At 40.3% G+C, this 17,410-nt stretch carries 15 protein-coding genes; 12 read left to right on the plus strand and 3 right to left on the minus strand.

What is annotated here, in order from left to right:
• The first annotated feature begins 154 nt into the window (after nucleotides 1–154).
• From ileS to EKM61_RS01625, 3 genes are all read left to right on the plus strand, one after another.
• On the plus strand, nucleotides 155–2,947 hold the full coding sequence (gene ileS / locus EKM61_RS01615) for an isoleucine--tRNA ligase (RefSeq protein WP_068376774.1): 2,793 nt from the start codon (nucleotides 155–157) through the stop codon (nucleotides 2,945–2,947).
• Nucleotides 2,948–3,075: 128 nt separating this feature from the next.
• Nucleotides 3,076–4,056: a diaminopimelate epimerase gene (dapF, locus tag EKM61_RS01620; RefSeq protein WP_068224833.1), complete on the plus strand. Its 981-nt coding sequence runs from the start codon at nucleotides 3,076–3,078 to the stop codon at nucleotides 4,054–4,056.
• A gap of 197 nt (nucleotides 4,057–4,253) precedes the next feature.
• Nucleotides 4,254–5,702 carry an MFS transporter gene (locus EKM61_RS01625; protein WP_068224831.1) on the plus strand — a complete coding sequence of 483 codons (1,449 nt, stop codon included), beginning with the start codon at nucleotides 4,254–4,256 and terminating at the stop codon, nucleotides 5,700–5,702.
• Nucleotides 5,703–5,776: 74 nt separating this feature from the next.
• On the opposite strand, the gene EKM61_RS01630 is transcribed toward EKM61_RS01625, so the two are convergent.
• Both EKM61_RS01630 and EKM61_RS01635 read right to left on the minus strand, forming a co-directional pair.
• On the minus strand, nucleotides 5,777–6,967 hold the full coding sequence (locus EKM61_RS01630) for a toxic anion resistance protein (RefSeq protein ID WP_068224829.1): 1,191 nt from the start codon (nucleotides 6,965–6,967) through the stop codon (nucleotides 5,777–5,779).
• Entirely contained in the window at nucleotides 6,960–7,652 is a 693-nt protein-coding gene (locus tag EKM61_RS01635; protein WP_068224825.1) for a 5-bromo-4-chloroindolyl phosphate hydrolysis family protein, read from the minus strand. Before EKM61_RS01635 ends, EKM61_RS01630 begins: the two co-directional genes overlap by 8 nt.
• Before the next feature lie 181 nt (nucleotides 7,653–7,833).
• On the opposite strand from EKM61_RS01635, the gene EKM61_RS01640 reads away from it, so the two are divergent.
• From EKM61_RS01640 to recD2, 9 genes are all read left to right on the plus strand, one after another.
• Nucleotides 7,834–8,385 carry an NUDIX hydrolase gene (locus EKM61_RS01640; RefSeq protein WP_068224823.1) on the plus strand — a complete coding sequence of 184 codons (552 nt, stop codon included), beginning with the start codon at nucleotides 7,834–7,836 and terminating at the stop codon, nucleotides 8,383–8,385.
• Nucleotides 8,386–8,399: 14 nt separating this feature from the next.
• Entirely contained in the window at nucleotides 8,400–8,621 is a 222-nt protein-coding gene (locus EKM61_RS01645; RefSeq protein ID WP_068224819.1) for a hypothetical protein, read from the plus strand.
• Between the two features lie 29 nt (nucleotides 8,622–8,650).
• Complete coding sequence (locus tag EKM61_RS01650) at nucleotides 8,651–9,349, plus strand: 5'-methylthioadenosine/adenosylhomocysteine nucleosidase (RefSeq protein WP_068224818.1); 699 nt, start codon at nucleotides 8,651–8,653, stop codon at nucleotides 9,347–9,349.
• A gap of 77 nt (nucleotides 9,350–9,426) precedes the next feature.
• A complete protein-coding gene (locus EKM61_RS01655; protein ID WP_068226227.1) occupies nucleotides 9,427–10,596 on the plus strand; it encodes a cysteine desulfurase family protein in 1,170 nt (389 codons plus the stop codon).
• 165 nt (nucleotides 10,597–10,761) lie between these two features.
• Nucleotides 10,762–11,106 carry a DUF1831 domain-containing protein gene (locus EKM61_RS01660; protein ID WP_068224816.1) on the plus strand — a complete coding sequence of 115 codons (345 nt, stop codon included), beginning with the start codon at nucleotides 10,762–10,764 and terminating at the stop codon, nucleotides 11,104–11,106.
• 178 nt (nucleotides 11,107–11,284) lie between these two features.
• On the plus strand, nucleotides 11,285–12,412 hold the full coding sequence (gene mnmA / locus EKM61_RS01665; protein WP_068224813.1) for a tRNA 2-thiouridine(34) synthase MnmA: 1,128 nt from the start codon (nucleotides 11,285–11,287) through the stop codon (nucleotides 12,410–12,412).
• A gap of 118 nt (nucleotides 12,413–12,530) precedes the next feature.
• The gene (locus EKM61_RS01670) at nucleotides 12,531–13,190 is read left to right on the plus strand and encodes a histidine phosphatase family protein (protein WP_068224811.1); all 660 of its coding nucleotides are present in this window, start codon (nucleotides 12,531–12,533) and stop codon (nucleotides 13,188–13,190) included.
• Nucleotides 13,191–13,198: 8 nt separating this feature from the next.
• Nucleotides 13,199–13,864: a tetratricopeptide repeat protein gene (locus EKM61_RS01675; RefSeq protein WP_068224809.1), complete on the plus strand. Its 666-nt coding sequence runs from the start codon at nucleotides 13,199–13,201 to the stop codon at nucleotides 13,862–13,864.
• An 11-nt stretch (nucleotides 13,865–13,875) separates the two neighbouring features.
• Nucleotides 13,876–16,371 (plus strand): SF1B family DNA helicase RecD2, encoded by a 2,496-nt coding sequence (recD2, locus tag EKM61_RS01680; protein ID WP_068224805.1) that lies wholly within the window; start codon nucleotides 13,876–13,878, stop codon nucleotides 16,369–16,371.
• A 79-nt stretch (nucleotides 16,372–16,450) separates the two neighbouring features.
• Here recD2 and EKM61_RS01685 read toward each other — a convergent pair whose 3' ends face one another.
• Nucleotides 16,451–17,389, minus strand: coding sequence for a diacylglycerol/lipid kinase family protein (locus EKM61_RS01685; protein WP_068224802.1), 939 nt, complete (start codon nucleotides 17,387–17,389; stop codon nucleotides 16,451–16,453).
• Nucleotides 17,390–17,410: the final 21 nt, after the last annotated feature.

The raw sequence follows: 17,410 nt of genomic DNA on the forward strand, positions 1-17,410 counted from the left end.
GTTTTATGACCGTTATCATAAGTTGAGGAGAACACTGTTTCTCAAAACTGGGTGGTACCACGACGACTTCGTCCCAATAGGAACGAGGTCTTTTTTTATACTCATTTTTAAAGTTCGAGTGTGTTTGTAAATAACAAAAAGGAGTGTTGGATAGATGCGAGTTAAAGATACTTTGAATTTAGGAAAGACCAAGTTTCCAATGCGTGGTAATTTACCAGTTCGTGAAGCACAATGGCAAAAGGCTTGGGAAGAAAATAAATTATATGAAAAACGGCAAGAATTAAACGAAGGTAAGCCAACCTTTATTTTACATGACGGGCCACCATACGCAAACGGTAATATTCATATCGGGCATGCGCTAAACAAAATTAGTAAAGATATTATTGTACGTTTTAAATCAATGTCAGGTTACCGTGCGCCATACGTACCTGGTTGGGATACGCATGGCCTCCCAATTGAACAGCAATTAACGAAGCAAGGCTATGATCGTAAAAAAATGTCAACGACTGAATTTCGTGAATTATGCCGTAAATATGCGTTAGAACAGGTTGAAAAACAAAAGACTGACTTTAAACGTCTCGGTGTTTCCGGTGAGTGGGATAATCCTTACGTAACACTGGCACCAGAATTTGAAGCCCAGGAGGTTCGTGTCTTCGGTGAGATGGCCAAAAAAGGTTATATTTATCGTGGCAACAAACCAATTCACTGGTCACCATCCTCTGAATCTGCTTTGGCTGAGGCTGAATTAGAGTATAAGGATATTGAATCACCTTCGGCCTACTTTGCTGAACAAATTATTGATGGTAAGGGACTTTTGGATAACAATACTTATTTTGTTGTTTGGACAACAACACCATGGACTATTCCTGCTAGTGAAGGGGTTGTTGTTGCGGCTGACTATGATTATTCGGTTGTTCAACCTGCTGGCGAAACACGCCAATTTGTTGTTGCTACAGAGTTAGTGGCAACAGTTGCTGAAAAGGCCGGCTGGGAAGACGTTCAAACGGTTAAAACTATTAAGGGTAAGGATATGGAACGGATGACTGCTCGCCATCCATTTTATGATCGTGAATTATTAGTTATGTTAGGTGATTATGTCACTTTAGATTCTGGTACTGGTTTAGTTCATACGGCGCCTGGATTAGGTGATGATGACTATAACACTGGTAAACGTTATGGTCTTGATATCTTGTCGCCAGTTGATGCTCAAGGTAAGTTAACTGCAGAAGCACCTGGTTTTGAAGGCTTATTTTACGAAGAGGCCAACAAATTAGCACTTAAAAAGGTTAGTGATGCCGGTCTGCTTTTAAAACAAGAACCATATTTGCATAGTTACCCAATGGATTGGCGCACTAAAAAACCGGTTATTTTCCGTTCAACACCCCAGTGGTTTGCTTCCGTTGATGCTTTCCGGGACCAAATTTTAGCCGCAATTAAAGAGGTTAAGTTCTTGCCTGGTTGGGGTGAAACACGACTCTATAATATGATTCGCGACCGTGGTGACTGGGTTATTTCGCGACAGCGTGTTTGGGGCGTGCCGTTACCAATTTTTTACGCGGAAGATGGGACAGCAATCATTACGCCAGAAACAACTAACCACGTCGCGGATTTATTTGCTAAATATGGGTCAAACATCTGGTTTGATCGTGAGGCTAAAGATTTATTACCAGAGGGATTCACCGATGAACATTCGCCTAATGGTCAGTTTACTAAGGAAACCGATATTATGGATGTCTGGTTTGATTCCGGTTCATCCCATCAAGGTGTCTTAGCTGAACGTGATTATTTAACTTATCCTGCTGATCTTTACCTAGAAGGTTCTGATCAGTATCGCGGTTGGTTCAATTCTAGCTTAATTACAAGTGTGGCCGTTTCTGGGCACGCACCGTATAAACAAGTTATTTCACAGGGCTTTACCATGGATAAAAATGGTAAGAAGATGAGTAAGTCACTTGGTAACGTTATTTCACCAGAAAAAGTCATTAAACAAATGGGTGCCGAAATTATTCGTTTGTGGGTATCAACCGTTGATACCTCTGCTGATGTGCGGGTTTCAATGGATGGTTTTAAGCAGGTTTCGGATAGTTACCGTAAGATTCGTAATACGTTACGTTTTATGTTAGCCAATACGACTGATTATGATCCAAAAGCAAATGAAGTTGCTTACAAGGACCTACAATCCGTTGATAAGTACCTCTTGGTTCGCCTGAATCAATTAAAAGAAACCGTTTTGAAGGCGTACAATAACTATGACTTTGCAACTGTTTATAAAGTGGTTAATGGTTTTATTATTGCTGATTTATCAGCCCTTTACTTAGATTTTGCTAAAGATGTTATCTATATTGAGGCTGAGAATGATCCTAAACGCCGTTCAATGCAAACGGTAATGTACCAGGTTTTAGTTGTCCTCGCCAAATTATTAACCCCAATTTTGCCGCATACAATGGAAGAGGTTTGGTCATACCTAAAGGAAAATGACGAATACGTGCAATTAGCGGAAATGCCCGAAGTTGATCATTTTCCTAATAAGGCTGCGCTATTAGACCATTGGGAGAGCTTTATGGCGGTTCGATCGGACGTTTTAAAGGCCTTAGAAGAAGCCCGGGATGCAAAAGTAATTGGTAAGTCATTAGAGGCTAAGGTCATCTTGTACCCAACAGAACCAGTCAAGACTTTGCTGAATGAATTAGATGCCAATATTATGCAAATCTTGATTGTTTCTGGTCTAGAAGTTAAAGGTGACAAGGCTACCGCACCAACTGATGCTGCAGTCTTTGATGATGTAGCTGTCGTTGTGGCGCACGCGCCAGGTGAGGTCTGCCCACGTTGTCGGATGACACGAACAGATATTGGGGTTGATGCCAAATTACCTCGCTTCTGTGGTCGTTGTGCTAAAATTGTTGAAACGCACTATCCAGAAGCAGTTAGTGAAGGATTTGACGATTAACCAAATAATACTATTAAGAATCGTAATGGTCTGCGGGCTATTACGATTTTTTTGTAGGCTTTGTTAATAGTTTTCTCAGAGAAATTGTGCTAAACTATAATTTAAATTTAACGATGGGTGGCAGAAAAATGAACGTAACTTTAACCAAAGTACACGGCTCAGAAAATGACTTTTTTATTCTTGACCAAACACAACTCGATCGGCAACTAACTGAAAATGAATTAAAACAAGTAACGCAAAATGTTGCTAAACGTTCAGGCGGTTTAGTTGGTGGTGCCGATGGTGTTCTTTCGGTTACGCAATCTGAACATCCTGGTGTAGCAGGAAAGATGCGGGTTATTAACGCTGATGGCAGCGAGGCGTCAATGTGTGGTAACGGTATTCGAACAGTTGCACGTTATTTAGGGGAAAAGCAACAACAGGAAACTTTTAAAATCGAAACGATGTACGCCGATTTGATGGTTAAGCATGCACCTAGTTTGGCCCCGGGAATTGCGACTTATCAGGCTGAAATCTCACCAGTTAGTTTTGCCGCTGCGGATTTAAAGATGCATGTGGCGGATCTTTCTGAATTACATCACAAAAAAATTCCGGCACTTTCACAGCAGCTTTATTTTACTGCCGTTGCCGTTCCTAATCCTCATTTAATCGGTTTTGTTGATCATACTACCTTACTTGGACCAGAATTAGGTAGAATTGCTAGTTATTTAAATGATGGGGCCAACCCGTATTTTCCGGATGGGGTTAACGTTAGTTTTGTTGAGGTATTGGGCCAAAATCATATTTTTGTACGAACTTACGAACGAGGAGTAGGGTTTACCAACGCCTGTGGAACGGGGATGTCGGCGGCAAGTTTAATTACTGTCCTGGAACAGGGTGCTGATTTTGAAAGTCCAATTACGGTTCGCAACCCAGGTGGTGTCGTTAAAACGTTGGTCCATGACCGATCAGCAGCACAGAATTATTGGATGGAACTTATTGGTAACGCAACTTTCACCGGGGTGGTGACACTTTCTTTGGCTGATCTATTAGCAGCTAATTTTGCGGATGTTGAGTTACAAAAAACGGATGAGCAAACGGCCTATCAAAATTTTGTTGCTAATTTATAAGTAATTTAGTTGTTTAAGTTTCACATAAAAGGTAGTTAATGACAAAGTGAATCCTCGTCGTTAACTACTTTTTACGTGAAATTAAACGCATAATTAATTTCTAGCTGATGAAAGGAATAAGCCGTTTTCAGAAAAGAGAGTATAATAAAGGTTATTTATCTGAATACTTACTTTAAATTATTAAAAGGAGATTAAAAATGGCAAAGGCCACAGTAGTTTCATTTAGTCAGAATCCAACTGTTCAAAAAAATCGTTGGTGGATCTTAATCGCCGTCGGAATGTTCACTTTTATGTCAACGCTGGATGCTAGTATTGTTAATATTGCATTGCCAGTGATGAGCCACGATTTACATATTCCAATGAATCAGGCCGAATGGGTTGTTTCAATCTATTTGATTGTTATTTGTGCCTTGTTACTATTATTTGGGCGAATTGGTGATGCTTATGGTAAAATAAAGGTTTTTCGAATTGGGACGATACTCTTTGTTGTTGGTTCATTTCTTTGCGGATTCAACCATAGTTTGGTGTTTTTGTTAGTTGCTCGCGTTATTCAAGCATTTGGTGCCAGTATGACAATGAGTACTAATAACGGGATTATAACAGAAATATTTCCTTTAAATGAACGGGGTAAGGCACTAGGTTTTATTGGTTCTTTTGTTTCCTTAGGTTCAATTGCTGGGCCAGGAATAGGTGGGATGTTGTTGTCAGTTTTGCCGTGGGGCTATATTTTTTGGTTAAATGTTCCAATTGGAATTTTAACAATAATAATTGGACAGCGTATTTTACCCAAGGATTTGATCAAAACACACAGCAAAATTGATTATCCTGGATTTTGTATTTTCGCTTTTTTTATAATGAGTTTATTTCTCGGTATTTTTTGGGGTCAACAAATTGGTTTTACACAGCCAATTATTTTAGTACTCTTCGCAATTGCAATTCTTAGTTTTATTGGTTTTTGTTACTTTGAACCAAGGCAAGTTAATGCATTGTTATCGTTTAAACTATTTAAGAACGGCCAGTTTACGTTAAGTTTGTTATGTGGCTTTCTCATTTTTATCACCAATTTTTTCTTTAACGTTATTTCACCATTTTATTTGGAAAACGCGCGGGGATTGGCGCCTAATCTAGCTGGCTATATTTTAATGATTTTCCCAATTTTTCAAGTTGCGGTTGCACCAATTTCTGGTGCCGTTTCCGATCGAATTGGGCCTGAAAGATTGACTTTCTTTGGTCTGTGCTTGATATCAATTAGTCAAGTGGGGTACCTATTAACAAACTTGACAACACCGATTTGGTTATTCATGCTTTTCATTGGATTGGTTGGTTTTGGTAATGGGGTCTTCCAAGCGCCTAATAATACGATGGTGATGAGCGCCGTGGAGCCACGTGACCTAGGTATTGCTGGTGGGATTAATGCACTAGCCCGAAATTTAGGTATGGTTTTTGGTATTTCGGCATCGACCACCGTACTATACGCGGCCATGAGCCACAAGTATGGTCAACACGTTACGACTGATCTTACAAAGCGACCAGATGTGTTTATTTACGGGATGCACGTTAGTTTTTTGATAGCATTGATTATTTGTTTGATTGCGACTGCGTTGACGGGTTACCGGTTATTTAAACACCAGCAGATAGCTGCATAAAATGTAATCTAATTTAATAAAATGTGATAAAAAAGACGCCATACCAGTTTAAATAATAGTATAGCGTCTTTTAGTTATGCATCAGGATTTTGGTGTTGATTGGTTAACGCAAGGAGTTGATCACGTAAATTATTCTCCATGGTCGATAATTCTAATTCAGCATTTTGCCGTTTTTCCCGGCCTTCTTGCTGAATTTTAAGGGTTTCTTGCAAGGTTTCAACGAGGTCGTTTTGTGTTTTTTGTAAGGTTTCAATGTCAACGACGCCGCGTTCATTTTCCTTAGCCGTTTCAATGGATGAAACTTTTAACATTTCACTATTCTTTTTTAGCAGATCGTTAGTCGTTTCTGAAACCTGCCGCTGAGCCGTTACTGCATCACGTTGCCGGAGTAGGGTGAGTGCAACGGCCACTTGATTTTTCCAAAGTGGAATGGCCGTATTAATTGAAGACTGAATTTTTTCGGCCAAAACTTGATTGGTATTTTGAATTAAACGAATTTGTGGTGCCTGTTGAATCGTAATTTCCCGGGCCAACTTGAGGTCGTAAATTCGTTTATCCAAGCGCTCATCAAATTGAGTCAGATCATTGACAGCCTGAACGTCCATTTGGTTTCCACTTGTTTGGGCCTTTTTATTTGCGGCAGGGAGTAAGGTGGTTTTAGTTTCGTTCAATTTAAGTTCGCCGGCGGCAATATAAATATTTAGCGCATCAAAATAATCCTTATTTTTTGTGTAAAGTTGTTCCAAGAGGCGGTTATCGTTGGTAAGGTTATTTTTTTGCTTATCTAATTTAACGGCGATTTGATCAATTTGGGCACCGATTTTTTGATATTTAGCCTGTGTTTCGTAGATTGATTTTTTGACACGACCAAACATACGCTTAAAAACGTTGCTGTCACCGGATTTTAATTCTTCAGGGCTTGATTCATTTAAACGATACATCAAGTCGCTCAGTGCATCACCAATTGCACCAGTATCTTGGCTTTGAACTTTGCTTAGCATACCCTGTGAAAATTCGCCAAGCTTTTTTTGCGCCTGAGCACCATAATTCATAATTGATTGCACGTCATCAACACTAATTTGTTGGGCCAACTTTTGAGCCTCTTGCTGTTGCTCTTCAGGTAACCGATCAACTAATTGATTTGCTTGTTCAGGTTGTGCCTGACTAACTTCATTAGTCGGTGTTTCTAAAGGGTTTTGTAGCAGATTTTCAAGGAGATCAGTTTTTTCAGCGTTTTTGGTAGGCTTTTTTTCTATATCACTCATCTAAGTTGGATTCCTTTCCCGCGGTCTTTGCTTTTTCTAAGGCCTTCTTAGCTAGGCTCATATCGACGTCCAAATCTTCCAGGTCGTCGGCTACGATTGCCGCGTAGTCTTTTTTTAATTGTTGTGCTAAATCAGTAATGAGAGTGGCACTTTTATCCAACACGACGTAGGTATCTTTGTCCTTCACTTCATGCTGACTAATTTGAATATATTTAGTTGTTAGATCAACTAAAGTTGGTAAATGCCGGTAAAGAAAATCGGCGGCTAAGTGAAGTTTTGCTGGTTTGGCAACTAACGCCTTAAACGTTGCTTGACTGACTTTAACTGGTTCATCGTGTAGTTCGATTGCTTTAAGCTTTGGAACACGTTGCATATTTTTGGCAAGTTGATCAATTTGTGCTTTGGCGTCCGCCATTGTTCCCCGGAAGAAGTCGATATCCCGTTCTGACATGCCGCTTTTTTTGTAATGTGCCATCAATTGATCACTAGGGACACTTTTGTTGCTTACTTTTCGAGCACGTTTTGGCTGCAGTGACACAATGACTGCTGTGATGAGTAGTGCACCAATTAAACTAATCCAACCCTTGAAGTTAAGTAGTTCATTTAATAAAAAATAACTGGCAATTAAGCTAAAAAAATCAATTAGTAACCAGAAATAACGGGTGCTTTTCTTTCGATTATTCATAGTAGGTCAACTCCATTCATGGATCACTTTTGTAGCTTTATTTTAACACATCGGAATTTACTGTTACTAAGTCTAAAGGTTGAATTTTAAGTAATCCTAACTATTGACTAAACAAATGTCAATTGAAATTCGCATGAAATGTCAGTATGATTAAATAAATAACTTGAATTGGAGTCGCTAAATGAAATTTGAAGAAAAAGTTTTGACAACTAAAAAGTTGTTTCATGGTGTAATGCTTGATTTGGAAATCGAAGAAGTTCAATTACCTAACCAACAAAAGGCAACCCGAGAGATCATTCGGCACCCCGGTGCGGCCGCAATTATGCCGTTTACTAGTGACGGGCGAATGATTTTCGTGGAACAGTGGCGTGAACCATTACGACGAGTCACTTATGAAATTCCGGCCGGTAAATTAGATCAACGTGATGCAACAGCTGAAGATGCCGCTTGGCGCGAACTAAATGAAGAAACTGGCTTTACTTCCGATCAATTAACGCTGGTTTGCCAATTCTTTTCTTCGCCAGGTTTTGCGGATGAACAATTATGGCTTTACCGAGCGGATAATATTCGACCTGTAGAAAAGCAATTACCACAAGATCAGGATGAATTTTTACGGCTACACCCATTAACGTTGCAAGAGGCCAAGACCAAACAGCAAGAAGGAAAGATTTGTGATGCAAAAACGGTCATTGCGTTACAACAGTGGGAACTTGCTGTAATAAATAATAAATAGAAAGAAGCGAATTTATGGCGGATAATAAGCAACCACAAAGTCGTGAAGCATACCGCAGACAACAAACTAAACAAGATGAGCAACCCGAACCGAGTTCAGCACCCAAAAAAAGTAGGAGCAAGCGCCAACCAGTGGGTGATCAACGAGTTGGACGCTTAAAACATCGCTTAAATTGGGCAATTATTATTGTCTTAATCTTGATTATTCTCACTTATTTAGTTTTATTTTTTGTTTAAGTTTAATTAATTTAGAAGGAGTTTTTGTAATGAAAATTGGAATTATTGGTGCTATGGAGGAAGAAGTTAAGTTATTACAAAGTAAAATGGACAACCTAACGCACCGTACGATTGCTGGGGTTGATTTTTATAATGGGGTTATCGCCGACCAAACAGTCATTCTTGTTCGTTCTGGAATTGGTAAAGTTCAAGCTGGCATGACCACTGGTTTATTGTTGGACCATTACGCGCCGGATGTTGTTATAAATACTGGTTCTGCCGGTGGGATTGGTAGCGGACTTAAGATTGGTGACGTCGTTATCTCCAGTGAATTAGCTTATCATGATGTGGATGCCACAGCCTTTGGTTACGTGATTGGTCAATTACCGCAACAGGCGGCCCGGTTTAGTGCGGACAAAGCGTGGGTTCGGCGCGTAGCAGCAGCGGCCCAACAAGTGGCCTTAACGACACACGTTGGTTTGATTGTTTCGGGAGATCAATTTATTGCTGGTAAGGCAGCAACGGATAAAATTCTGGCCAATTTTCCGGATGCACTGGCAAGTGAAATGGAAGGTGCTGCGATTGCTCAAGTTGCAACTCAATTTAAGGTACCTTTTGTTGTCATTCGAGCGATGAGTGACGTTGGTGATGAAAATGCCGGTGTTAACTTCGATGATTTTATTATTGATGCTGGTAAGCAATCTGCCCAGATGGTACTAGCTTTAATCGATCAAGTTGCTAGTGTTTAAAGGCTAGTTTCTTGCTTGTTACCGGAAGTATGCTAAACTTTAACCTGCTTACTTTTGAAAAGGGGATTGAAATTAAAATGAAACACGTTTATTTAGATAATGCCGCGACAACACCAATGGCGCCTGAGGTTATCCAGGTAATGACGGAGCAAATGCAGCATAATTTTGGTAATGCTTCCAACATCCATTACTTTGGTCGCGCTGCGCGAAAGGTTTTGGATGATAGCCGACAAATTTTTGCCAAAAGTATCAATGCTAACGAAAACGAAATCATGTTAACGAGTGGTGGTACTGAAAGCGATAATACGGCTGTTATGCAAACTGCTTTCAAACGGCAGAATCTAGGCAAACACATTATTACGACTGCAATTGAACACGAGGCCATTTTAAAGCCACTGCAGTTTTTGGAAACACAGGGCTTTGAGGTGACTTATTTGCCCGTTGATGAGGCTGGCCAGATTTCTTTAACGGATTTTAAGCGAGCCTTACGTCCAGATACTATTCTAGTAACAATTATGACGGGAAACAATGAGGTTGGTAGTCATATGCCAATTCACGAAATTGGTGAAATTCTAAAGGATCATCAGGCCTGGTTCCATACAGATGCAGTTCAGGCCTATGGGCTATTAGATATTGATGTCCAACGTGACCACATTGATTTACTTTCAGTTTCGGCACATAAGCTTAATGGTCCTAAGTTATTAGGCTTTTTGTACCGGCGGGAGGGCATTAATTTTCCTAGTTTTATTAAAGGCGGCGATCAAGAAGATAAACGCCGGGCTGGTACTGAGAATATTCCGGCGATTGCGGGCTTTGCGAAGGCTGTTCAATTAGATACGCCGGCTGAAAAACAAGAACGTCAAGAGCGCTATGTTGGTTTTAAACAACAGATTATTACGGGGCTAAAGCAGAACCAAGTAGCGTTTGCTGTCAATGGTAGTTTGGAGTCAACAAACTTACAGCACGTTTTAAATTTATGGATTAAGGGCGTTTCAACTTACGTTTTACAAATGAACTTGGACCTTGCCGGGTTTGCCATTTCTGGTGGTTCAGCTTGTACTGCGGGCAGCCTTGAACCATCTCACGTTTTGACGGCGATGTACGGAAAGGCAAGTCCCCGTGTTGAAGAATCGATTCGAATTAGCTTTGGTAAGGACAATACGCCAGCAGAAATTGATGCATTTGTTACAACTTTAGTCAAAATTGTTGCGCGGGTGAAGCAAGAACCAAAAGTAGCAACAAATTAGTGGTAAGGGTTTTTCGTTTCTAGGACGCAAAAAGAATCCTAGAGAACCCTAGGTGTACCATGTTTCACCTGCGTAAATTTTGCACTAGGAGCATGGTCATCAACTGTAAGCAGAATTTTTGTGTTTACGAAAAAAGTACCATTGCGAACTTAGGAGGTTATTTAAATGGCTTTTATGAAAACTGATAGTGTAAAGGGCGACTCAACAGTTTATGAGTTAAGCTCGGAAGTTAAGCGGTATACATTAAGGGACGTTGGCTTCATGGAAAAGAAGAACGGCAGTTTTACTTTTGCCCGGCCGTTAGATCCAACTGCGCCGGTTAAACAAGCAATTAAATTAAAAATAACCGTGGCGAAGGATTTGAGTGGTTTTACGATGTCCGTCACCACTGCTAATGGCTTGCAGCCAGTTGATATTTTTAAACGTCAGGATAGTGCGGAAAAAGTGGAACAATTCAATTTTATTGTTGCTGATTTAATTGAACGTAAAGTTATTCAGAAAAAAGTTTAATCAATTATTTTAACTATAAGTAGTTACTAGTGATGAGCAAAAATAGTTATCACTAGTAATTACTTATTTTTTGTTAGCTTCTTGCAATCTAGCGGTGGGTTGTTATAATAAAAGTTACTGAATTAAGCGACCTTCAAATCGTGGATTTTCAGAATCTATTTGAAATGATGGTGATCTAATGAGCGAAAACGCAAACGCTAATACGCGCGTTGTCGTCGGTTTATCTGGCGGTGTTGACTCCTCAGTAGCGGCACTCCTCTTAAAGGAGCAAGGCTATGATGTTGTTGGTGTCTTTATGAAAAACTGGGACGATACCGATGAAAACGGCGTCTGTACTGCCACCGAAGATTACAAGGATGTCACCAAAGTGGCCAATGAGATCGGAATTCCGTACTACTCCGTTAATTTTGAGAAGGAGTACTGGGATCGAGTCTTTGAATATTTCTTGGATGAGTATCGCCACGGACGGACACCAAATCCAGACGTTATTTGTAATAAAGAAATTAAATTCAAGGCATTCTTGGATTATGCTTTAGAATTAGGCGCAGACTACATTGCAACGGGGCATTACGCTCGAGTAACAAAGGATACTAATGGTACCGTGCATATGTTGCGCGGTGTTGACGGTAATAAGGACCAAACTTACTTCTTGAGTCAGCTTTCTCAGGATCAGTTACAGAAGGTTATGTTCCCACTTGGTGATATGACAAAGCCAGAGGTTCGGAAGGTAGCGGCTAAGTATGGTCTGGCTACAGCTGAAAAGAAGGATTCGATGGGAATCTGCTTTATTGGTGAGAAGAACTTTAAGCAGTTCTTAGGTCAATATTTACCGGCTCAACCAGGTAAGATGATGACAGTTGATGGTGAAGTTAAGGGTACGCATGATGGGTTAATGTACTATACCATTGGCCAGCGTCAAGGTTTAGGAATTGGTGGCAACGGTAAGAGTAATGATCCGTGGTTCGTTATTGGTAAGGACCTAAAGACTAATACACTTTACGTTGGTCAGGGTTTTCACAACGAGCACCTATACGCAACCCACTTAGAGGCCTCTAAGTTTGCCTTTACTTCTAAGCTTGATCGGGGGACTACTTTCCACGTAACCGCTAAGTTCCGTTACCGACAGAAGGATACTGGGGTTACTGTCCATTTAAACGCTGATCAAACGGCCTTAATTGAATTTGATGAGCCAGTTCGGGCAATTACACCGGGACAGGCAGTTGTACTCTATGACGGCGATGAGTGCTTGGGCAGTGGCACCATTAATGCTGCTTATAATGATGATCGTGTTTTACAGTACGTTTAATTTGCGGAAGAGTTGGGACTAAATGCCCAGCTCTTTTTTATTTTGCAAACGGACTTCCCCTTGAATTTACAGGCCTAATTAAGCATAATGTAGGAAAGGTAGTTAAGGAGTCCGAAAATTGACTAAATTATATTTTATTCGTCATGGTAAAACGCAGTGGAATTTAGAGGGACGTTATCAAGGAGCGCACGGCGATTCGCCATTACTCAAAGAAAGTTATACTGGAATTAAGGATTTAGCGGGATTTTTAACCCCACTTCATTTTAATCGAATTTATAGTAGTCCGTTGTTACGTGCGAAGACAACGGCTTTAGAACTGGATCGTCTTTTGCCGGGTAATATTCCAGTTACGATAGACGATCGGTTACGTGAATTTAATTTAGGACAAATGGAGGGGATGCAGTTTACGGAGGTTGAAAAGCAATTTCCCCGTGAATTACACGCGTTCCGGTATGCGCCGGCAGATTATAATCCAGAAAATATTGCCGGTGAGAATTTTCCAGATTTAATTAAGCGAATGCGGCCAGCTATTTGTGAGATTGTTGCGCAAGATAATGGTCACGGACAATACCTAATTGTTAGTCACGGGGCCGCTTTAACGGCGCTGATTCAATCATTATTAGGAACACCAATTGCCGATATGCGTAAAAATGGTGGTTTATCAAATACTAGCGTCACAACAATTGAAACAACGGATAGTGGTGAGTCATACCAGTTGCTTAAGTGGAACGATACGCACTATCTTCAAAAGGAATTAGATCCAACTGATACAATTTAGGTGATTAAATGAATAAAAAAATTAAAGCATTATGGCAAAAAGGAGATCAGCAAGGCGCAGTTAAGGCCCTTGTTGCAGCAATTGATCATGATCCGACCAACGTTGATAATTATTTACAGTTGGCCGCCTTTTTGGTTATTTTAAAGGACTATACGCAGGCCGAAAAGTTAATTTTAACTGCTCTGCAGCGTTTTCCGGATAATCAGGATTTAAAATATAGTTTAGGAACAATTTATTATTCTGCAGGTAAGTATGACCAGGCTTTAAAACAATTTCAGCATTTAACTCTGAAACGCCTAAAAAACGATCAGTTATATATGCTGGCGTTGACTTATCAGGCTAAGCAAGATTATGCCCGGGCGTTGGCGTTTGCACTAACGGCGCAGCAGGCACAGCCAAAGCAAACGGATACCAATTTGTTAGTTGGGGATTTATGGCTGGCCTTAGGTAAATTTAAGCAGGCCGAAACCTACTATAAAAAAGCGTTAGTAAGTGCACCAGAAGATGCTGCCGCTAATTTTAAGAATGGTCTGGCCGCGTTGGCCCTTGGTGATTCGGAGAATAATGCTTATTTTATTAAGGCCAAAGAATTAGATGCTGCTTATTTTGCAAAAGAAAAGCACCAATTAATTGATATTGAACGTTATTTAACCGCAAATAAAGAACAGAAATAGTAGGAGGCAATATGGCTGAGGAGTTAGCACTTTTTGATGAAGATGAAAAACCGAATATTGTTGGTAAGGTGAGTGCCATCTTTTTCCAAAATGCCACGAATTTTTTCAAGGTTTTACTAGTCAAAGTAACTGAGGCTAATTTTGATTGGCACGAGGATGAAATTGTTGTTACTGGTAGTTTCGGTGAAATTAAAGAGGAAGAAACTTACCAATTTTTTGGGAAGCTAGTGACCCACCCGAAGTACGGTCAACAATTTCAGGCCGAAAATTACCAATTGAATAAACCTACGACTAAAGAAGGGCTGATTGCCTATTTGTCTAGTGATCATTTTGCTGGCATCGGCAAAAAAACGGCTGAAAAAATTGTCACAACTTTGGGGACTGACGCAATTAACAAAATTTTACAAGATAGTTCAGTTTTGACACCATTAGGTCTGAACCAAAAGAAAATTACTGCGTTAGTGACGGAATTATCCGAAAATAACGGGATGGATCAGATTATTATTGGCCTTAATGGTTATGGTTTTGGTAGTCAGCTTGCCTATTCAATTTATGAACGTTACCAGCAAGATACCTTGAAAATTATTACGGAAAACCCATACCAATTAGTTGCGGATATTGCCGGAATTGGTTTTAAAAAGGCCGACAACATTGCGGCTAAGCAAGGCTTTGCCGCAGATGCACCTGAACGTATTCAAGCGGCCATTTTACAGGAAATTACGGAATTGGCACAAACTAATGGGGATACTTATACGACAGCAGAGCCACTGTTGACGGCTAGTTTGCGGTTACTTGAAGAAAGTCGTCATCAATCAATTGATCCTGAAGCAATCGCTCAACAGTTGGTTGAATTGGCCAATCAAGGAAAAATTGTTGGTGAAGAAAATCGAATTTACTTAAAGTCACTTTACAACGCTGAGTGGCAAATTGCAGAACACCTATTAAAGCTTGAGAAAAAGCAGGACCCAATTAGCTACCCCGGTCGTGACTTAGATAAAGAAATTCGCCGGATTGAAAAATTATTTGGAATTCAGTATGGTGATTCCCAGATTGCAACGATTAAAAAGGCGTTGACTAACCGCGTCTTCTTACTAACCGGTGGCCCTGGGACGGGTAAAACAACCATTATTAATGCGATTGTCACGTTGTTTGGTGAGTTGAATGGGCTATCGTTGGATCAGGCCGATTATAAGGATAAACCATTTCCCGTCTTATTGGCGGCCCCAACCGGGCGTGCTGCCAAAAGAATGAGTGAAACGACTGATCTACCAGCCAGCACAATCCATCGATTATTGGGTCTAAATGGTCGTGAAACTAATCCTGATGTCGCAACTAAGGATTTAGAAGGTGGGTTATTAATTATTGACGAAATGTCAATGGTGGACACCTATCTTTTTCGACTGTTGATTCATGCTGTCCCCAGTACGATGCAGGTTATTTTGGTTGGTGATAAAGATCAGTTACCCTCAGTAGGTCCTGGACAAGTTTTCTATGATTTATTGACTAGCGGCGTTTTACCAGCAAATGAATTAACCGAAATTTACCGGCAGGATGACCAGTCATCGATTATACCTTTGGCCCATGCCATTAAAGAGGGCAAGTTGCCCACTGATTTTTCTGAAAATAAGGTTGATCGTTCTTTCATCGCCTGTAACGCTTATCAAGTTGATTCCGTCATTTCACAGGTCGTTACTAGGGCTAAAACTAAGGGGTTTACAACTAAGGATATTCAAGTTTTGGCACCGATGTACCGCGGGGCTGCCGGAATTAATAAATTGAATATTGATGTTCAAAAAATTCTAAATCCAATTACTAAAAATCATAAAAAAGAAGTTAGTTTTCGTGATCAAACTTTTCGAATTGGGGATAAGGTTTTACACTTAGTCAATAGTCCGGAACAAAATGTTTTTAATGGTGATATTGGTGAGGTTGTCAGTATTCAATACGCAAAAGATAAAGGTAACGAAGATAAGACTGATAAAATGACAATTCAGTTTGATGCAACAGAAGTAACGTACGGTCGCAACGATTGGAGTAAATTGACCTTAGCCTTTTGTACGTCAATTCATAAGGCACAAGGTAGTGAATTTACTATGGTTATTTTACCAATGGTTCACCAGTACCAGCGGATGTTACAGCGTAATTTACTGTATACCGCAGTTACGCGGGCAGAAAAGCTATTAATTTTGGTTGGGGAAAAGCAGGCCTTTTTAGATAGTGTCGCTCATGAATCAATTAATCGAAAGACGACACTGGCTAAGCGGCTGGAAGTTACGTTTGAGGGTACCGAAGTACCTTATGCTAAAGCTGACCTCATTAAGGATCATTCAACTGATTATCAACATGAGGTTCCAACTGACCAATCTGAACCGGTTAAAGCTAAGTTACCGCAGGCAAAAGCATCAGAGACCGATTATCATTTAACGCCACAGTTAGTTGCTAGTGGTCAGATTGACCCGATGATTGGGATGAATGATGTGACGCCACAAATGTTTATGAATAATTAATGCTATTAAAATACGAGTTAAGCCTCACTACGCATCTTATTGATATGGAAGGTGTGTAATAAGTGCTTAACTCGTATTTTTAGCATAAAAAGCGTTGGTGGTGGACATCGAAGGTAATATCAAACGCGCGCTTGCCCATATTTTCACCATCGGCCTGCCCAAATTCGGGACTGGCGGTTTGAATGCGTAATTCTTCCGCCTTAAAATGGTGTACTGCTTTAAAATGCGTGTGTAAATGAAGAAACATCATGATGAATAAAAAGATGAAGTAAAGTGTGTTAACGCGTTCCATAACAACGAGGTCTAATTTGTGATCATGCATTGAAGCAGAAGGCATGATCGGAACTCCGCCACCAAAGTAGGGATGATTAGTCGTTGTGACTAAGAAGGCCCGTTTAAATTCGGTGGTTGTTTGCTGACTGGTAATTTTAACTGGAAAGGCTTGTTGCCGAAAGAAAGTACCGACAAGGGAAACAATGTAGGCTAATGAACCTAAATGATATTTATTTAGGTAACGTTTTGAAGGGGCCCGATTAGTTGCGTGAACAACGGCCGCATCAAAACCAATGCCAATATTATTCATGAAAAAGCCATGTTCATGCGCCAAGGCCTCTTGATAATGGCCAACATCAAAAGTACGTGGTTGCCGCACCTTTAACAGTTGTTCTAATGCGGTCAATGGTTGGCGGGAAATACCAGCACCGCGAGCAAAATCATTACCAGAACCACAAGGAATGTAAGCTAAAATAATTGTGTTCTTAGGAATCTGTTGGAGACCATTGAGTGCCTCATGAAGGGTCCCATCGCCGCCAACAACAATTAAAATTGTGTCGGCAGGAGCTTCTTGTGCCAATTTATAGGCCAATTTAGTTGCGTGGCCAGGATATTCAGTTCGGTATAATTGATAATTAATTAAATGCTGATTTAAACGTTGTGCGAGTTTTGGCCAGGCCGCTTTACTTTGGCCGCCACCAGCAAACTCATTCAATAAAACAACGTAATTTTTCGTGCTGGGCACTACGAATCACTCCTTAATAAG

The sequence above is a fragment of the Loigolactobacillus backii genome (genome assembly GCF_003946275.1).
GTDB lineage: Bacteria > Bacillota > Bacilli > Lactobacillales > Lactobacillaceae > Loigolactobacillus > Loigolactobacillus backii.